This window comes from Candidatus Dorea massiliensis AP6, assembly GCF_964245105.1.
Lineage (GTDB): Bacteria > Bacillota > Clostridia > Lachnospirales > Lachnospiraceae > Laedolimicola > Laedolimicola intestinihominis.
This window is the reverse complement of the sequence record NZ_CAXTKW010000005.1, coordinates 150,243-166,790: the sequence shown is the minus strand read 5'-3', so window position 1 is coordinate 166,790 and position 16,548 is coordinate 150,243. Positions and strand designations below refer to the sequence as shown.

The window sequence follows — 16,548 nt, the reverse complement described above, 5'->3', positions numbered from 1 at the left end:
CCGGAAACCGCAGCTTCGGATACTTTTCGAGACCGTTACTTGAGGATGGTAATGCCTTGTTTGCATCTCCACATGATAATGTTTGTGGAGGTGGTCAACATGACTAAAAATACACAATTTAAGACGTTGCTGAACACTTGGTTAAATCAAAAGAAACCAATGATCACACCGTCAACCCATGCCAGCTTTACTCTAATTGCCGAAAATCATCTTATTCCATATTTCGGTAAACGTAAGATTGGCAGTATCACTGAGGCGGATATTCAGAGCTATATTACTTATCTCCATAATTCCGGCCGGTTGGACAATACAGGCGGATTGACTGTAAAGACGATCCGTGATGTTATTCTTGTACTCAGACTTGCAATGGAGTATGCTTATAAGGAGCGGGCTATTCCATTGTTGAATTGGGATCTCATCGAATACCCCAAAGAACTTGGAGTCAAAAAAGTCAATTCACTGTCCAAAGATCAGGAACAAACCCTTATTCAGTGCATCTACATGGATTTGAACAGAAAAACGGCGGGTATTCTAATTGCACTGTTTACTGGGGTTCGGATCGGCGAGCTTTGTGGACTTCAAATGAAGGACATTTCCCTCACAGATAAGACAATTAACATCAATAAGACTGTGCAGCGCATTTATGATAAGCGGAAACAGTCATCCTATCTTCATATAGGGCCGCCTAAGACAAAGACATCGGCCAGGACAATTCCTGTTCCGTCGCTCCTTATGAACATTATCAAGAAGTTTTACACAGAAAATCCGAATCACTATTTTTTGACCGGAAAGACAAAACCGACTGAACCACGTACATACCGGCAATTTTTTGCGCGATTTCTCAAAAGAAACGGGCTGCAAAAAGTAAAATTTCATGAGATCCGCCATACATTTGCGGTACGGGCAATCGAAATACCAGAATTTGACATTAAATCGCTCTCTGAGATTCTGGGGCATAAAAATGTTTCCTTTACCTTGAATGTCTACGGAAGCGCCAACCTTCAGCAAAAGGTGAAGTGTATGAATCTACTAAATGAGTTACTGTAGCTATGGAAAAGCGCCAGCCGGGGTTTCCCTGACTGGCGCTGCTCATGTTTGATTGTGATTTAGAGCTTTGACGATTGCCATCACATTCTTTAGATTCTCATGGCTTAACAATTTTATCTCGTCCAACACTTCTTTATACTCAACAGGGTGATCGCTGCCGTCATCAAAAAATTCGGCTGGAGTGACGCCGAGATACTCACAGATATAGAAAAACACCTGCATTGATGGAAAACCATTTCTATTTTCCAATGAATTGATATATCCGGGACTCTGGCCAATGGAAAGACTCATATCCCTGGCAGAGACACCTTTTTCTGTTCGTAATTTTATTAAACGCTGATAAAACAAATCTTCAAACATAGCGACCACCTTTTTATACGATTGTATCCCACAAGGCGGTAAATTATATCTGGTATGACTATATATTTCGATTGACCTGTCTGATTGTATTGGATATTATTAAATTATCATATGATATGTTCAGATACGAGGGAGGAAGCAAATGACAAGGATAAAACGTAATAAGTTCGGAATGGGTATCCTTGTGGCATTTATTTGTCTATGCGCAGTTGGATGCCATGACTCTGGCGGAGATCAAGATATGCAAATGGAAGCGATTTCCGAAACAGAGGAAGGACTGTATATTTCAAATACCGCACCTGAAAAATGTTATCTGTGCGGAACTCCTGAACAATCTCTGCTCCCTTTTTACGAAGGTCAAACCAATCTTGGTATTATCAGTCTGAATACATTTGAGTTTGTCCCGATTGAAATTAACCGCTATGATGATTATGGAAATTTGATTGAAGAGCCAGCGGGCTTTTCGACTACCAGTATGCAAAATACGGGAGAAAATGGCTTTACTGCCTACATTACACCCAATCATGACCGAGGTTATGCTAACGCTACCATATATTTTGAAAATGATAAAGAATTGAACATAGACGAAGCGGCTGATTTTCTTTGTACAGAATGTCTAAATCAGACTCTTGAAGAGTGCTGGAATGATGACCCTTTCGGTATGGGGGTAATTAACTTCGAGACAGAAGAAATTCGATTGCTTGAGAGGAACATAACTGCGTTTATGTTTGATGACTTTTATGTATCCTGCGATTTAAGAACTTCAGATGATTCAGACGGAGATTCCCATCAAATGGATTTGCTTATTTTCTACTGCCCGGAAAGGTATCAATAAATCTACGCCAGTTAAACTTTTTTTGCTATAATGGATATAGATAAAACCGCAATACGAGGAGTTTTCACATGGACATTGCTATTTCTTCAGATTCAAATGAAAAAAAGATTTACCAGGACAGCACCCATGAACTTGTTTCAAAAATTGCTTATCTGATAGGGGTGCCGAAGCGAATCTTTGAGAATATACATGAGCCACCGGAACAAGAAGTGTTTGCTCAGATGGACAACGAAAAGAGTACCAGAATTATTCGCCATCTATCCATTATCCGGACGAGCATACAGAGAAACTATCGGACAATCAACCGGAAAATGAAGACAGAATATCTATCCATTCTATCGATGCCGGAATACGTCCCGGCGGAAAGTATGCGCTATTTGGAGTCAGAGGGGATTTACTTCGTCAAAAAATCAAGTACGAAGCTGTTTCAGCACATTATCGAGCTTAACCGCATTATTTCAAATAGAATCAATAACTGCAAGCCCTTCTTCCCGCTATGGCTTAACTGGAAATATATCCAGGATCTGTTTATTATGCCAGATGGCTTTAGCGAAACAGGTACGAAAAACGCCGCAACGCTCTACTATCAGCACAAACAAGATTATCCTTACCAGATGTATATGAACTGGAATCCGTCAAATGAGGGAAATATCTTGTATAATGACAAGAAATTTGTCACTCTTTTGTATCGATGGCATGGAGACACGTTTACCGAGTACAACCGGGTTTCAGATGTAAGCACTTATGTAAAAGGAAGTATTCAGGAGTTTATTGGTGACAGTACACAAGCAGTTATCGTTGTTGATTGTGAAAACTCCGATCCATATAAACTGTGTGCTACCCTGAAAGGCTTAGATTATAGGAATACGGCAAAAATATCGAGAATCCTTTTGTTCGACGATATACATACAGCATCGGCCTGGAGGATTTTGGATAACTTTACAAAGATTTCTGTAGAGCATATTTTGACAGAACGTGTGAAGCAAAACAAATCTCTGGTTGACATTAAATTGACGGCAAGGGCCTGTCAGGAACACTATCAAAATCATGTAGATTCCTTTATTATTGTATCCAGCGATTCCGATTACTGGGGATTGATTTCTTCACTTCCAGAAGCCCGCTTTCTCGTTATGGTAGAAAGAGAAAAATGCAGCCATGCAATGAAACAAGCCCTTGCAGAATCAGGTATTTTTTATTGCTATATTGATGATTTTTATTCAGGGAATGCAGATGGTATAAAAATGAGTGCTTTGTTCAAAGAAATGTACCGGTATTTGGATCATTCGATTCACTTAAATGTAAACGATATGTTTGCAGAAGCTCTGCGCATTACCCGACTTACCATGACCGAAGCTGAAAAACGTCAGTTCTATGATAAATATATCCGCCCTATGCATCTCGTTATAGATTCAGAAGGCAACGTAAGTATTGAATTAAAAAGATAGGAGGCGCAACCTAATGTTAAATAAACCAGATTTTATTGATGAAGAACAGAATTACCTATTAAACAGTTTATTGACACTCACACAAAAGAACCCAGCTATATGGGAATGTGTTGAGTACAATCCATTGTCTTTTTTATCATCGGAGGAAGATGATGGAACGATAAGTGCCTGCATCGTTCAGATGTTTGTTTTTCAGTCAGAACTCAATCAAGTAGAATTTGAATTAGAACTTTCTGAGCATATTGATATTACGACAGGAAAAGGCGACATTTATATAACATTGGAGAAGCAGTCACCAGACAGTTATGATAAAATAGATACAGGCCTGTCATTTGAAACGGAATATGAGGATTGTGCAGCAGAACAGATTCAGTCTCAGTTCGGGAATCATGTTGCTGCTCAAATGGCGGAAGCTCTCGTCCCGCCAGCATTACAATCGGATGCAGCATCCTCCGCACTGCAATGGGCAATTTTTAATGTTGAAGGTGATACGCCGTTGAAATTTAAGGAAAGCAGCTTATACAAACTTGGAGAAGCGCTGTTTGATTCCCGACGTTTTTTAGAGTTTCACCGATGTGTTCTGGACTGCTCATATCGAGAGAAGCTTATGGCAGAACTTAATTAAAAATCAAAGGATGTAAATAATTATGGAAACTGATCACCAGCTAAGAGTCTTATATCTGTACCAGATATTGCTCCGTCACTCCGATGTAGATCATCCAGTCTCCACCAAAGAGCTGATTGATATGATGGAAACCTATCATCAAATCAAATTGCATCGGACAACCATCCCTAAATACATAGAACTGCTGAACGCCGGTGGCCTTGAAGTGATGGAGATTCGTTCCCGTGAAAAGAAATATTATCTGAATGACCGTCTGTTTGAACTGCCGGAAGTGAAATTGCTGATTGATGCGGTGCAGTCTTCAAAGTTTATCTCCGTAGGCAAAAGCCAGGTACTGATTTCTAAACTGATGGCGCTTACCAGTGAAGCCAATGCGGCAAAGCTCAAGCGCAATCTATATGTGACCGGACGTGTTAAATCGGACAACGAAAAAAGCTACTACATTGTCGAAGCAATCAATGATGCGATTAACGAAGGTAAACGGATTTCATTCTACTATACGGATTACAATACTCAAAAAGAGAGGGTGCTGAAAAACGATGGGTTACCGTATGTTATCAGTCCTTATGCGTTGATCTGGGATGGTGACTTCTACTACGTCCTTGGTATGAATCATCGCCGGAATCAAATCAATACCTTCCGGGTAGACCGGATCAGCAGACAGCCGGAAATTCTTGATGAGGCAGCGACACCGGCACAAGACAATCTGAATCTGGCAAATTATTCGCGTGAGGTATTCCGGATGTATGATACGGAAGAACCGGTCGAAGTATCACTGCTTTGTGAAAACAGCCTGATGAAACATCTGATAGATCACTTTGGTCTGGATGTAGAGACGGAAACTGTAGATGACAATCATTTCAGAGCAAGAGTATTGGTTTGTACCAGCCCAACTTTTTACCGCTGGGTCTTTGGTTGGTGCGGCAGAATGAAGATAGAAAGCCCTGCGTTCGTACTGGATGAATATCATCGGATGGCGAGGGCTGCGCTGGAATGAGTCTGTTTCAGAGTTAATGGAGACGGTAACTGTATGAACCGACAACGAATGAACAATCCAAATAAGAAATATAAGGAACTAAAGCAGAAGCAAAAAGCCCGTATCTCCGATTTGATGTATCGGGAAACCGATCGGTTTCTGCAGGAAAAGAAGCGGCCGCCGGATGATAATGAAGTTGTTCAAATTGCTGAGCGGGTATACTGTCGCATTCAGGGGCTTGGATTCTGGATTTCTTATGGCGAAGTGCTGAATGAATATCAGAAAAAATGTCCACATATTCTCCAGCGATTACAAGAATCCGGTTTGCCGCAGCACTTGCTTCCCAAAACGAAAAATGAACCATCTGCTGACCCAATGAGCACATCAAAGGAGAAACAGCGCAAAACAAAAGGACACAGACAGAAAAAGCCAAAAGAAATTCCTTTTCCCGAACAGGATGATACATTTTTCTTTATTGCCGGTTATACTTCCGGCGGCGCTCCCTATGGCGTGACCTGGGAGGAAATGGGATTAGAACCATGGGAAGAAATCGAATAAACAATGATATTTCGCACGAGATGTCGCTAAACGGCGACATCTCGTTTTTTCTGGCAAAATATCCCTTGAAAGAAGAACAGGCGTTCGCTATAATATAAATATCTGAAACGAGCCGTTTCATTTAGAATGTGAGGAATGACCATGAGAAGCAAGAACCCGGAAGTGATGAATGCAATCTGTACCTTTGTTGACCAGTATTACCGTGAACACCACGCCTCTCCGTCTGTAAATGAGATTGCACAAGGCGTTGGCGTGTCAAAGGCGACTTCCTATCGCTACCTTGTCGCCATGAATGAGCGCGGTATGCTTTCCTATGATGGCAAAACCATTGTGACAAAGCAGGTCGGCAAATGTACCTCCGGGTATTTTTCCGCACCGGTGGTTGGCAGTATCCGCTGTGGTGACCCGGAGCGTGAGGAGGAAAGCGTAGAGGAATATGTAAGCCTTCCCAAATCCATTTTTGGAGAGGGTAAATTCTATATTCTCCGCGCTAAAGGCGACTCCATGGTAGATGCGGGCATCGAGGATGAAGATCTGATCGTTATCAGAATACAAGATACAGCGACGGTCGGCGATATTGTCGTCGCGCTGGATGAGGACAATGAGAACACTCTGAAAACCTTTGGCGGAATTGATGAGGAAAACGGAGATGTGATTCTTCGATATGCGAATCAAACAAAGTATCCGGACAAAGAAATTCGAGTGAAGCAGCTCATTGTACAGGGCGTGGCAAAACACGTCATCAAGGCCCTGTAACACTGGCCTTTACGATAAATCAGGAAAGGATGTGTTCTGACAATGGAAACCTACGATGTGCGCTGCCCAATCTGCGGGGAGCTGAACCATAATCTCTATCTGGATGAAACGGATGGCTGGATGGAGTGCGAGCATTGCCATCAGGCAGTGCAGATACTGGCATATGCTAAGACGAAGCCAATCCCTGTTTATACCGGCAGGGAGCTGGCAGAGAAATTTTTGATGTCAACAAAGTGACAAGGCCATGGCGGGAGGATGGACTTATGCAGGAAAAAGAAATTTGGCGACCATTCTCATGGCATTGTCCAAATTGCGGTGAAATCTCCGTTGGATATAAAAATTCCAGCGGCACGATCAAGGTGGAATGCTCAAAATGCCATGCAGTAATGGTCAGAAAAGTAATGGGGCGTCGGCATGACCGAATTGACATCTACGCCCCCAAAGGTGAAGTCAATGAGACTGGGCGGCTCGCCAGTCTCTGACAAAAAATGAATACACAGGTATAACGACGGACAGGTTGAGATGAAACAGGCTGTGTAAATCCTGCTCCAGGTCACATACCTTAACAGTTCCAGAGGTTTAACCAGACATTACATGAGAGGCCGCTGGCAGAATTGGATTCCAATTTTGGAGTCCGGCTCTGTCGGCGGCCTTCTTTTGTTTCCGGCAGGGCTTTCAAAAAATATCGAAAGCCTGATATGCATTAAGGGCTGAGGATACAAATATTGCACTGATCCTGTTTTAGGAAGGTGCGGTATCGGTACCCTTCTCTTTTTGCGCTCATTTTCAGGCTGGGAGATGGGAAAACGCTGCGAAGTTTGTATCCTTTGCCGCTTTTCGCACAGGCGGAAAGGAAAAATTATGTATTACGATCCGATGGAATGTGGAATGAGAATCTCAAAACTGCGTATGGAATGCGGCAAGACACAGCAACAGATGGCCGACAAGCTGAATATTAGTCTGGATCATTACAGGGCACTGGAAAACGGAAGACGCGGTGGTTCACTCGACCTGCTGATTGAACTTGCTATTACATTTGACATATCTCTGGACTATCTGATCCTTGGACGAGTGAAATATTCAGACACGGAGCGTATCCAGCGAGAACTGGAAAACATAATGGGTCAGATTGGACAGCTGAAGGCTTCTCTTTAATCTACCGTGACAAACTCGACCAGTACCGTGACAACAAGTCACTCTGGAAACAATTTGGATTCGGCTACAATTTAATCACAGCCAGGGAACACCGGCTGGGAACCTTGAAAACCGAATACTCATTCATCAGGTACATTACCGTATGTCAGAGCCGGACAGGCAGTACGCCATGACCTTCCACCCGGAGGCGAGCGAACCATACTTGCTACAAAATACCGGATTGCAACCGGCAGGGCCAGGACGGCATACAGGGATAATGATACTTCTGTAATTCGCAGCCCGGCCACAAGGAAGGCGGGGAGGTTAGATGCCTATGGAGCAGCCCAGCAAGCTGCCGCCTGATGATTTCCCGCTTCTCAGGGGCGTCGAGGACAAATGTGAGAAAATAACCGCTTAAGAAATTTTCGAGAGCCATGACCGGGAAGGCTATTCCCGTGTTTTGGCTCCTTTAACATACCCACAAGAAAGGAGTACACACAATGGATCGAGATTTCAAACAATATCATCGCGGAGAGATATACTTCGCAAACTTAAATCCTGCCTATGGCTGTGAGCACGGCGGTATCCGCCCCGTGCTGATCCTGCAGAATGACGTAGGCAACTTCTATTCACCGACATTGATCGTCACACCTGCTACAAAGCAGGCCGACAAAAAGCCATATCTGCCGACACACGTTGTTCTGAGCAAGATTCCCGGAATGAAGTATGACGGAGACTCCTTGTTCATGTTGGAACAGTTACGGGTGATCGATAAGCACCGCATACGCGGCTACGCTGGGCGGTTGACCAAAGCTCAGATGGAACTGATTGATAAAGCGGTATGTGCCAGCCTGGGGCTTTCCCAGGATAGTGTATGACGCGCCTGACCCGGCAAGGAAATGACAGGAATTCCCTGATCTGTCTTTGCCCCACCTGCCGGGAAAACTTCGAGATCACAGGGAGTTATCGTATCCGGCGGGCAAATTACAGGCAGACAGTAAAGGAAATCTGCACCTACTGCCAGATTCGCATGGGCTATGACTACTATGTAACGCCGGTATCGGAACGGGGGTGAAGAGATGGATGAACTACTGCGGATTGACCCAGAGTTCGAGTCTAAAATTCCACCTCTGACTGAGGAAGAATATCAGCTGCTGGAAGAAAATATTCTCCAGGACGGCGTTGTGCTGAATCCGTTGATTGTCTGGAACGGCTGCATCGTAGATGGTCACAATCGCTTTCGTATTATTCAAGCACATCCGGAAATCAAATACACAGTCTTTGAAAAGGAGTTTCCTGACCGCTATGCCGCCATTGCTTGGATTTGCTGTAACCAGCTTGGTCGTCGAAATTTGACACCACAGCAGAAGAAATATTTGATTGGACAGCGGTATGAAGCGGAGAAGCTGGCTAATTGCTTCCGAGGAAATCAATACGCTTTAGTAGGCAAAAGTGCTTCGGGTCAAAATGACCCGAAGCAAAAATCCGAACGAACCAGTGAATGCATCGCACGAGAAATTAATACCAGCGAAAGCTATGTCCGTCGTGCTGAGCGTTATGCTAAGGGAGTCGATGCTGCCGAGGAAATAGAACCCGGCATCAAAGAGGAACTGCTTTCAGGCTCCATTAAACCCACGGATACTGCTGTGGCAGCTATTGCCAAAGCCAATCCTGATGATCGTCCAGCTTTAGTTGAACAGCTACGTCAGTCAAAGCTAATGTCAGATAAAGCACCAGTCTCAGTTGAACAGCAAGCATCGACAGAGATTGAGCCTTCATCAATTACTGATGATGAAGCTCAGCCAGAGCCGGAAGAATCTGAGCTTCCTACCCGCCCCATGACAGAAATCCAAAAAATCCTTGCGATTTCTTCCGGTATGGAAACGGCGGAAGAACTGGCCGATGAAAGTACCATGTTCTACGAACTGGAGGACGCGGTATCCACCATGATTCGCCGATGTCTTCGCTGCTTTGAAAGCTATCCGGGTCTTTTAAATAAGAAATCGTACCGCCGCAAGGTACTGAAAATATTCAAAGAAGCCATTCAATTTATTAACAAAATCGAACAGGAGGAACCAACATGAAGAACCTGATTAACTGCCCCTTTGACGAGATGATGATCTACAGCAAGAACCTGGAAGTCCCTCGTAACGCTTATCAGCGGGAACTGAATCCCAACCGTGTCCGCAAGATTGCGGCAGAATTTGACGAGCATATCGCCAATGACCCGAAGGTCAGCTTCCGTGACGGCCACTACTATGTTTTTGACGGTCAGCACACCATTGCCGCCAGGAAGCTCCGCAACGGCGGTCAGGACTTACCCATCCGCTGCAAAGTGTTCTATGGCCTCTCCGAACTGGATGAAGCTATTTTGTTTGCTCAGCAGACTGGTACTTCCGCCCAGCTCACCGCCGGTGCGAAACTGCGTGCGCTGATTTACGGCAATGACCCGGATGCGGTGGCTTTCCTGAAAGCTACGGAGGATGTTGGCTTGCGGCTGGACTACAACCAGGACAGAGGCAAGTACCGGATTGGCTGCGTTGGCACTGCCTACTCCATCTACAAGAAGGTGGGCGAAAAAATTTATAAGGAAGGGATGCAGCACATTGTAAATGCCTGGGACGGCGCTCCGGATTCTCTTCGCTTTGAGATTCTGCTTGGCGTGGTGTTCTTCGTAGATCTATATCACGATGAATATAGTCCTAAGCGCCTGGTAGAGCAGCTGCGCCGGTATGATCCGCTTACTATTTACCGGGAAGGTCGTTCCCTCGGAGTAAATATGGCTGGATACAAAAAGTATATGTACCAGGTCTACCGGATGTATAACGGTAACAGCCGTCGCTATATGCTTCCCCTGAAATTTTGATGCCGGACGGATAAAGAAGACCGACCCGTAATAGGTATAGAATAACGAACCCCGGAAGGGAGGTCGCCGTGACTATTTTATTGAGCCGCATCATAAGATGGAAGGGGGAAATCATGTGGCGTATCAATCCGTAGAGGAAATGAAAAACGTAGACCCTCGGACGGTTGACCGCTCCCAGCTGGTTGACCGCGAGAGCGTCCGTTTAGACCCGGACGCCGGATATGAGGAACGCTTGAAATCCCATATCCGGCAAATCCGCAATCCTTACTGTTACTTAGACGGAGGCATTGTTGTGAAGCTGGCGTTCCAGCCGAAAGGCCCAACCATAGAGGAGCGTGTCAACAGCGTGTATCTCTCCGGCAGTTGACATCCTTTTCAAATGTTCTGCCGGGATGGTAAGATAAAACCGGGTCAAAAACAAAACAGGAACACGAGCCGCAGCCACGATTTGCTGGGGCTTGTACTCCTGCATTTATAGTAGGATCAGCCTCCGTCTTTCTGTGATGATACATTAGAAAGATTGGAGGTTTTTATAGTGCCAGAAAAGATTTATCGGACGGGAATCTATGCGAGACTTTCCCGTGAGGACAACGAACACGGAGAAAGCAATTCCATATCCAGTCAAAAGGCCATTTGCATGGAGTACATCTCCCGCCATCCAGACCTGGAACTGGTGGAGATTTACGATGAAGATGACGGTTACAGCGGAACCAACATGGAGCGTCCGGGATTTCAGCGGATGCTTCAGGATATGCGCTCCGGCAAAATTGACTGTGCAATCAGCAAGGATCTGAGCCGGTTTTCCAGAAACTACATTGAGGCAGGAAATTATCTGGAGAAGATTTTCCCGTCCTTGGGCATCCGCTATATTGCCGTCAATGACTGTTATGACAGTCTGGCACCGGGAAGTGCTTCGGATGCTATCACACTGCCGTTTAAGAATCTGGTAAACGACATTTACTGCCGGGATATATCGGTAAAAATCCGAACCAACCTGGAAGTGAAGCGCCGGAAAGGTGAATATGTTGGCTCTTTCGCTCCGTATGGCTACCAGAAATCCACAGAGGATAAAAACCGTCTGGTGGTGGATGACGATGCAGCTGAGATCGTAACCATGATTTTCGGAATGTTTAAGGACGGTTTTCCCATCCTGCGCATTGCACAGCGGCTGAATCAAAGCGGTGTGCCCACTCCGATGGAACACAAACGCCAGCAAGGGGTAAGATTTCAGACAGCGTTTCGGCGGCGGGATGTTCCCCAATGGGAATACAACACCATCGCCAGAATATTGAAGAACGAAGTTTACTTAGGCAACCTGACTCAGGGCAAGCGAGGAACGCCCAACCACAAGGTACATGATATTCGTCTGAAAGATGAAGCAGACTGGATTCATGCAGAAGCTACCCATGAAGCGCTGATCTCACCGGATGATTTCATGGTGGTGTCGGAACTGCTCAAACGGGATATGCGGGCTGCGGATGACAGCGGACAGCATTATTTGTTTTCCGGATTCCTTTACTGCGGGGATTGTAAGCAGGGTATGGTGAGAAAGACTGTGACGCGCAGTGGGAAAAAGTATATTTATTATGTCTGCGGAAAACATCGGAAAGAAAAGAACTGCTCTCCCCATTCTTTCAGTGAGAACCGACTGCGGGAAGTTGTATTCCATGCAATCCATGACCAGATTGAAACCGTTATGCACCTGGATCAGGTGCTTGCGTTTATCGAACGTCTTCCTCTGGAAAAAAGGAAATCTTTCAACTATGAAGCACAGATTGTCAAAGTAGAGGAAGAAATCGAACGGTACAGGAAACTGAAGCTCCGGCTCTATGAAGATCTGGCAGATGGCGTGATTACAAAGAGCGAGTATACAGAGTTCCGCAACGCCTATACGGCTCGGATTGAAGAGAAATCTGAAACCGTGGAACGTATGAAGAAAGAACAGGCGCAGGCGGCAACTACCGGTATGACGAACCGTGCCTGGGTAAAGGCGTTTGCTCAGTTCCAAAATATTTCGGAGCTGGATCGCCGGGTGTTGGTGGCACTGGTAGACCGGATTTTTATTTACGAGAACAAAGCGATTGAGATTCAATTCAAATACCGGGATGAATACGAGCTGGCGCTCCGCTATGTCCAGGAATTTGAAGAAAGGCCAGCTGCGGCTGGCTGAACATAGGAGGATACCATGGCAAGAAAAAGCAGAAAAAATAGCAGTCAGCCGGAATCGGCAGCACAGATCGGGCAGATGTCCTATGTCACTGCAATCTATGCACGGCTGTCTGTGGAGAACAGCGGAAAACAGGACGAAGGCGCTTCTCTCCAGAACCAGATTGATGTTTGTAAGGAGTATGTTGCAGGCTGTCCCTATCTCAGACTTGCGGAGGTTTACGCCGATAACGGAAAAACCGGCACGGTTTTTGACCGTCCTGCCTGGAACCGGCTGATGGATGATGTGCGTAGCGGTAAGGTGGAGGCTATCGTGGTTCGTGATCTGAGCCGATTCGGGAGAGATTACATTGAAGTGGGCAACTATCTGGAAAAGATTTTTCCGGCATTGAGAACACGCTTCATCTCTGTCAAAGAAAAATTTGACAACTTTACCTGCGGCAGTTCCATGGAGTCTCTCTCTGTGTCGCTCCAAAATTTGATTAACGCCCTGTATTCCAGAGATATTTCCCGTAAGGTTTCCACGGCGCTCCTGGCGCAGCAGCAAAACGGAACCTTTCAGAGCCGTAACCCGCCTTACGGGTATATGTGGAATGAAGATAAATCCGCTTATGTAATTGACGAGGCTGCCGCTCCTTATGTGCGGAATATATTTCGCTGGAAGATGGAGGGCGTTTCCGTCAATTCCATGATTCACCGCTTAGAAGAAGCAGGCGCTGTCCATCCGGAACTTCGCAAGCGTGAAAATGGTTCCCGACATGGCAATCAGGTTGGAAAAGGCTGGGCAAAGTCCACGATAAATTCCATTCTTGAAAACCCGGTCTATCTGGGACACACGATTCACGGCAGAGTGCGTACCGCTATTTATAAGGGTGTCAAGAAGCATAAGGAAGATCCAGAGAACTGGATTTGGTATGAAAATACGCATCCGGCGATCATTTGCCAGGAAGATTTTGATACAGTTCAGCATATTCTGGCGGAGGCCAGTCGTATCCGGCAGGAGAAAATGAAACAGTCTGCCATTATCCGGGAACAGATGATTGATTTCTTTGACCAGAAAATATTCTGTGCAGACTGTAAAAAGCGAATGTACTTCCGCCGACATCGGATTGACAAAAAGGGACCGGAAGAATGGATGGGGTCATATGAGTGCAGCACCTATACTTCACGCCACCACGAACACTGTACAAAGCATTATATACGACAGAATGTTCTGAATGAAAAAGTGCTCACTGTCATACAAGATCAGCTACGGGTTGCCCTCAACTACGAGCGGCTGCTCAGTATCTTAAAGGGAAGCAAGGAAGAAAGCAATCTCAAAGAAAAGTACAACGCCGCTGTCTCCAGTATCAACTTGAAGCTGAATGCCCTGAATCAAAAACGAAGCAAGTTATATGAAAGCTACGTGGAAGGTATTCTGAATGAAGAAGAATATTCTTTTGCTAAGAAGACCTATGAGAAAGAACATGAACGCCTGAGTCAGCTGATGGATGAAGCGGTTCAGCGCCGGACAAAGTTTCTGGATTCTATTTCTCCGGATAATAAATGGATGGCTATGATGAAGGCGGCCACCGGTACTACGGAACTGACGCAGAAGCTGGTGAATACCATGATAGAGAAGGTTCTGATTTATGAAAATGGCGCTGTCGAAGTTGTTTTTTATTATGATGATGTGTATCAGGAAATGTGCCAGAGTATTCTGGAAATGCAAAAGAAGCAGGAGGCGATCTCATGAAAGAACCAAAAGTTGCCATTTATATCCGTTTGTCCTTGGCTGACGAGGATACACGCCGATCCAAAGAGGAAAGCGACAGCGTACAGCATCAAAGACTACTGATCTACGAATTTCTGAACCGGCATCCGGAATTAAAAGATGCTCCGCGCACGGAATTTGTAGACGACGGCTTTACCGGCACAAACACTAATCGTCCGGCTTTTCAGAATATGATGAAAAAGCTCCGCTCCGGTGAACTGAACGTCCTCGTTACGAAAGATTTTTCAAGAGCCATGCGGGACTACACGGAAATGGGAAACTATCTGGAATGTGTGTTCCCTTTTTTGGGTGTGAGGTACATCTCTATCAATGATGGTTATGACAGCAACGATTATAAAGGTGTTACCAGCGGAATGGATGTAGTAATCCGAAATATTGTCTATGCGTCTTACAGCAAAGACCTGTCCGTGAAGACCACAACGGCAAAGCTGCAAATGATGAAGCAGGGCAAGTATGTGGGCAGCATTGCTCCTTACGGCTATCAGTTTCACCCGACTATCCGCAACAAGCTGGCGATTGATCCGGAATCTGCTTCGGTGGTGCGAAGGATTTTTGATCTGGCGCTGGCAGGAAAAAAGACCAGACAGATTGCGGAGATTTTGAACATAGACGGCATACTGACACCGGGCAGTTACTTCCGTCTGAAACATCCAGGCCAGAACCGTTTTCAGAAACGAAAAGAAAGCAACGGCTGGAATTATCATACGGTGCTGGGCATCTTGCATCAGTACGAATACACTGGCGCAACAGTTGGGCATAAGCGTTCCAAAGCTGCTGTCAATGTCAAAAAAGCGCTTCCGAATAAGAAAGAGGACTGGATTGTAGTGGAGAATATGCACGAAGCCATCGTAACTCATGAGGAATTTCAGAAGGTGCAGGAAATACTGAAGCTCGGCAGGAAACGCGGTAGTCATGGAATACAGGAGTACCCATTAAAAGGTGTTGTCCGATGTGCAGAGTGCCATCGGATAATGACTCGCCGGACTGGCAGAAAAGGCGCTGTATATTATCTATGTGATAAGTCGGCATCCGATCCGGGCGCATCCTGCCCACGGGGAAAGCATTTCATGGAGACTGACATTGAACAGGTAGTGCTTCATGCCATTCAGCAAATGCTTACTTTGTATCGGCAAAAAGAAAACCAGAAAACAGCCTTACAGTTTACCCGGACAGGCAGGATCAACGCCTGCATGGCTGAATTGACCCGTCTGCAGCAGCTTCAGGAGCGCTACCGGCAGGAAAAACTGACTCTGTATGAAGGTTATATTGCCGGTGACTGTAGCAAGGAACGCTATCTTAAGAAAAAGGCTGAGGTTGATAAAACAGTTCAAGAACTGGATGAAGATGTAAAGAAACAGGAATCGGCTTTGGCCGCTCTGGAGGAGGAAGCTCATACCTCGGAAAATCCACTGCTGGAACTGAGCAGACAGTACCGGGATACCCCATCTCTTACCAAAGAAATGGTACGGGGATTTATTCAGGATATTTACATCTATCCGGATTCGCAGATTGAGATTGTATGGAAATTCCGGGACTGCTTTGCAGACCTGACAGACAATCAAACAGAAGAAACGGAGGACAATTATGGAACTGACATTCAAAGATAATACTGCCGCAGATTTGCAGGATCGTGCGTGTAGTATTCTGTTATCGCTGAGCATGATGGCTGACGTGAGAAACAGAAAGATTGATGGAACCAGTGAAGTGGCTCGTGTATGCCGCCAGGAGCAGAAATATCATTATCAACGTGCCGTGCTTAATACCTTGAGGCTTCTCGGCGTGATAATCGGACATACCGAAATGGCAAGCGACAAAACTCTTGAAACTATCAGCGAAACCGGTTATGATGGCTTCCTTCACATAATTCGTCAATATGAGGCATACTTTGATTTAGACGACAAATTCGAGGCATAATCCTCCTGATGAAAAGTCGGAGGACGCGGCGGGCAGACAGCCCGGAAACGTCCTCTGGCTTTTCAAAATTTTTTGGTTCTTTGTTGACACAA

General features: G+C 45.4%; 20 protein-coding genes. 19 read left to right on the top strand and 1 reads right to left on the bottom strand.

Annotated features, from left to right (window positions below):
• The first annotated feature begins 99 nt into the window (after nt 1-99).
• A complete protein-coding gene (locus ACESZP_RS07125) occupies nt 100-1,047 on the top strand; it encodes a site-specific integrase (RefSeq protein ID WP_044944828.1) in 948 nt (315 codons plus the stop codon).
• 42 nt (nt 1,048-1,089) lie between these two features.
• On the opposite strand, the gene ACESZP_RS07120 is transcribed toward ACESZP_RS07125, so the two are convergent.
• Nucleotides 1,090-1,407, bottom strand: a complete 318-nt coding sequence (locus ACESZP_RS07120; protein ID WP_009259804.1) for a helix-turn-helix domain-containing protein — start codon at nt 1,405-1,407, stop codon at nt 1,090-1,092.
• Between the two features lie 142 nt (nt 1,408-1,549).
• Between ACESZP_RS07120 and ACESZP_RS07115 the strand changes: the two genes are divergently transcribed.
• The 18 genes from ACESZP_RS07115 to ACESZP_RS07030 all read left to right on the top strand — a co-directional run bounded on the left by ACESZP_RS07115 (nt 1,550) and on the right by ACESZP_RS07030 (nt 16,456).
• On the top strand, nt 1,550-2,242 hold the full coding sequence (locus ACESZP_RS07115; protein ID WP_009259805.1) for a hypothetical protein: 693 nt from the start codon (nt 1,550-1,552) through the stop codon (nt 2,240-2,242).
• Nucleotides 2,243-2,310: 68 nt separating this feature from the next.
• Nucleotides 2,311-3,687, top strand: coding sequence for an NYN domain-containing protein (locus ACESZP_RS07110; RefSeq protein ID WP_009259806.1), 1,377 nt, complete (start codon nt 2,311-2,313; stop codon nt 3,685-3,687).
• 13 nt (nt 3,688-3,700) lie between these two features.
• Complete coding sequence (locus ACESZP_RS07105) at nt 3,701-4,312, top strand: hypothetical protein (RefSeq protein WP_009259807.1); 612 nt, start codon at nt 3,701-3,703, stop codon at nt 4,310-4,312.
• Nucleotides 4,313-4,334: 22 nt separating this feature from the next.
• On the top strand, nt 4,335-5,309 hold the full coding sequence (locus ACESZP_RS07100; protein ID WP_009259808.1) for a helix-turn-helix transcriptional regulator: 975 nt from the start codon (nt 4,335-4,337) through the stop codon (nt 5,307-5,309).
• A gap of 114 nt (nt 5,310-5,423) precedes the next feature.
• Nucleotides 5,424-5,846 (top strand): hypothetical protein, encoded by a 423-nt coding sequence (locus ACESZP_RS07095; protein ID WP_499708525.1) that lies wholly within the window; start codon nt 5,424-5,426, stop codon nt 5,844-5,846.
• 141 nt (nt 5,847-5,987) lie between these two features.
• Nucleotides 5,988-6,602, top strand: coding sequence for a LexA family protein (locus ACESZP_RS07090; RefSeq protein WP_009259810.1), 615 nt, complete (start codon nt 5,988-5,990; stop codon nt 6,600-6,602).
• 42 nt (nt 6,603-6,644) lie between these two features.
• Complete coding sequence (locus ACESZP_RS07085) at nt 6,645-6,839, top strand: hypothetical protein (RefSeq protein WP_009259811.1); 195 nt, start codon at nt 6,645-6,647, stop codon at nt 6,837-6,839.
• A gap of 26 nt (nt 6,840-6,865) precedes the next feature.
• Nucleotides 6,866-7,084: a hypothetical protein gene (locus ACESZP_RS07080; protein ID WP_083831477.1), complete on the top strand. Its 219-nt coding sequence runs from the start codon at nt 6,866-6,868 to the stop codon at nt 7,082-7,084.
• A 406-nt stretch (nt 7,085-7,490) separates the two neighbouring features.
• A complete protein-coding gene (locus ACESZP_RS07075) occupies nt 7,491-7,757 on the top strand; it encodes a helix-turn-helix domain-containing protein (RefSeq protein ID WP_499708522.1) in 267 nt (88 codons plus the stop codon).
• Between the two features lie 479 nt (nt 7,758-8,236).
• A complete protein-coding gene (locus ACESZP_RS07070; protein ID WP_009259813.1) occupies nt 8,237-8,614 on the top strand; it encodes a type II toxin-antitoxin system PemK/MazF family toxin in 378 nt (125 codons plus the stop codon).
• Nucleotides 8,611-8,811, top strand: coding sequence for a hypothetical protein (locus ACESZP_RS07065; RefSeq protein WP_008394675.1), 201 nt, complete (start codon nt 8,611-8,613; stop codon nt 8,809-8,811). Before ACESZP_RS07070 ends, ACESZP_RS07065 begins: the two co-directional genes overlap by 4 nt.
• 4 nt (nt 8,812-8,815) lie before the next feature.
• Nucleotides 8,816-9,820, top strand: a complete 1,005-nt coding sequence (locus ACESZP_RS07060) for a ParB N-terminal domain-containing protein (RefSeq protein ID WP_009259815.1) — start codon at nt 8,816-8,818, stop codon at nt 9,818-9,820.
• A complete protein-coding gene (locus ACESZP_RS07055) occupies nt 9,817-10,602 on the top strand; it encodes a DUF6551 family protein (protein WP_009259816.1) in 786 nt (261 codons plus the stop codon). The genes ACESZP_RS07060 and ACESZP_RS07055 overlap by 4 nt, the downstream gene beginning before the upstream one ends.
• 115 nt (nt 10,603-10,717) lie before the next feature.
• Nucleotides 10,718-10,969 (top strand): DUF6870 family protein, encoded by a 252-nt coding sequence (locus ACESZP_RS07050; RefSeq protein ID WP_009259817.1) that lies wholly within the window; start codon nt 10,718-10,720, stop codon nt 10,967-10,969.
• A 168-nt stretch (nt 10,970-11,137) separates the two neighbouring features.
• Complete coding sequence (locus ACESZP_RS07045; protein WP_009259818.1) at nt 11,138-12,772, top strand: recombinase family protein; 1,635 nt, start codon at nt 11,138-11,140, stop codon at nt 12,770-12,772.
• A 15-nt stretch (nt 12,773-12,787) separates the two neighbouring features.
• Complete coding sequence (locus tag ACESZP_RS07040) at nt 12,788-14,503, top strand: recombinase family protein (protein ID WP_499708519.1); 1,716 nt, start codon at nt 12,788-12,790, stop codon at nt 14,501-14,503.
• Complete coding sequence (locus ACESZP_RS07035; protein WP_009259820.1) at nt 14,500-16,149, top strand: recombinase family protein; 1,650 nt, start codon at nt 14,500-14,502, stop codon at nt 16,147-16,149. The genes ACESZP_RS07040 and ACESZP_RS07035 overlap by 4 nt, the downstream gene beginning before the upstream one ends.
• On the top strand, nt 16,127-16,456 hold the full coding sequence (locus ACESZP_RS07030; RefSeq protein ID WP_009259821.1) for a hypothetical protein: 330 nt from the start codon (nt 16,127-16,129) through the stop codon (nt 16,454-16,456). The genes ACESZP_RS07035 and ACESZP_RS07030 overlap by 23 nt, the downstream gene beginning before the upstream one ends.
• The last annotated feature ends 92 nt before the right edge of the window (nt 16,457-16,548 follow it).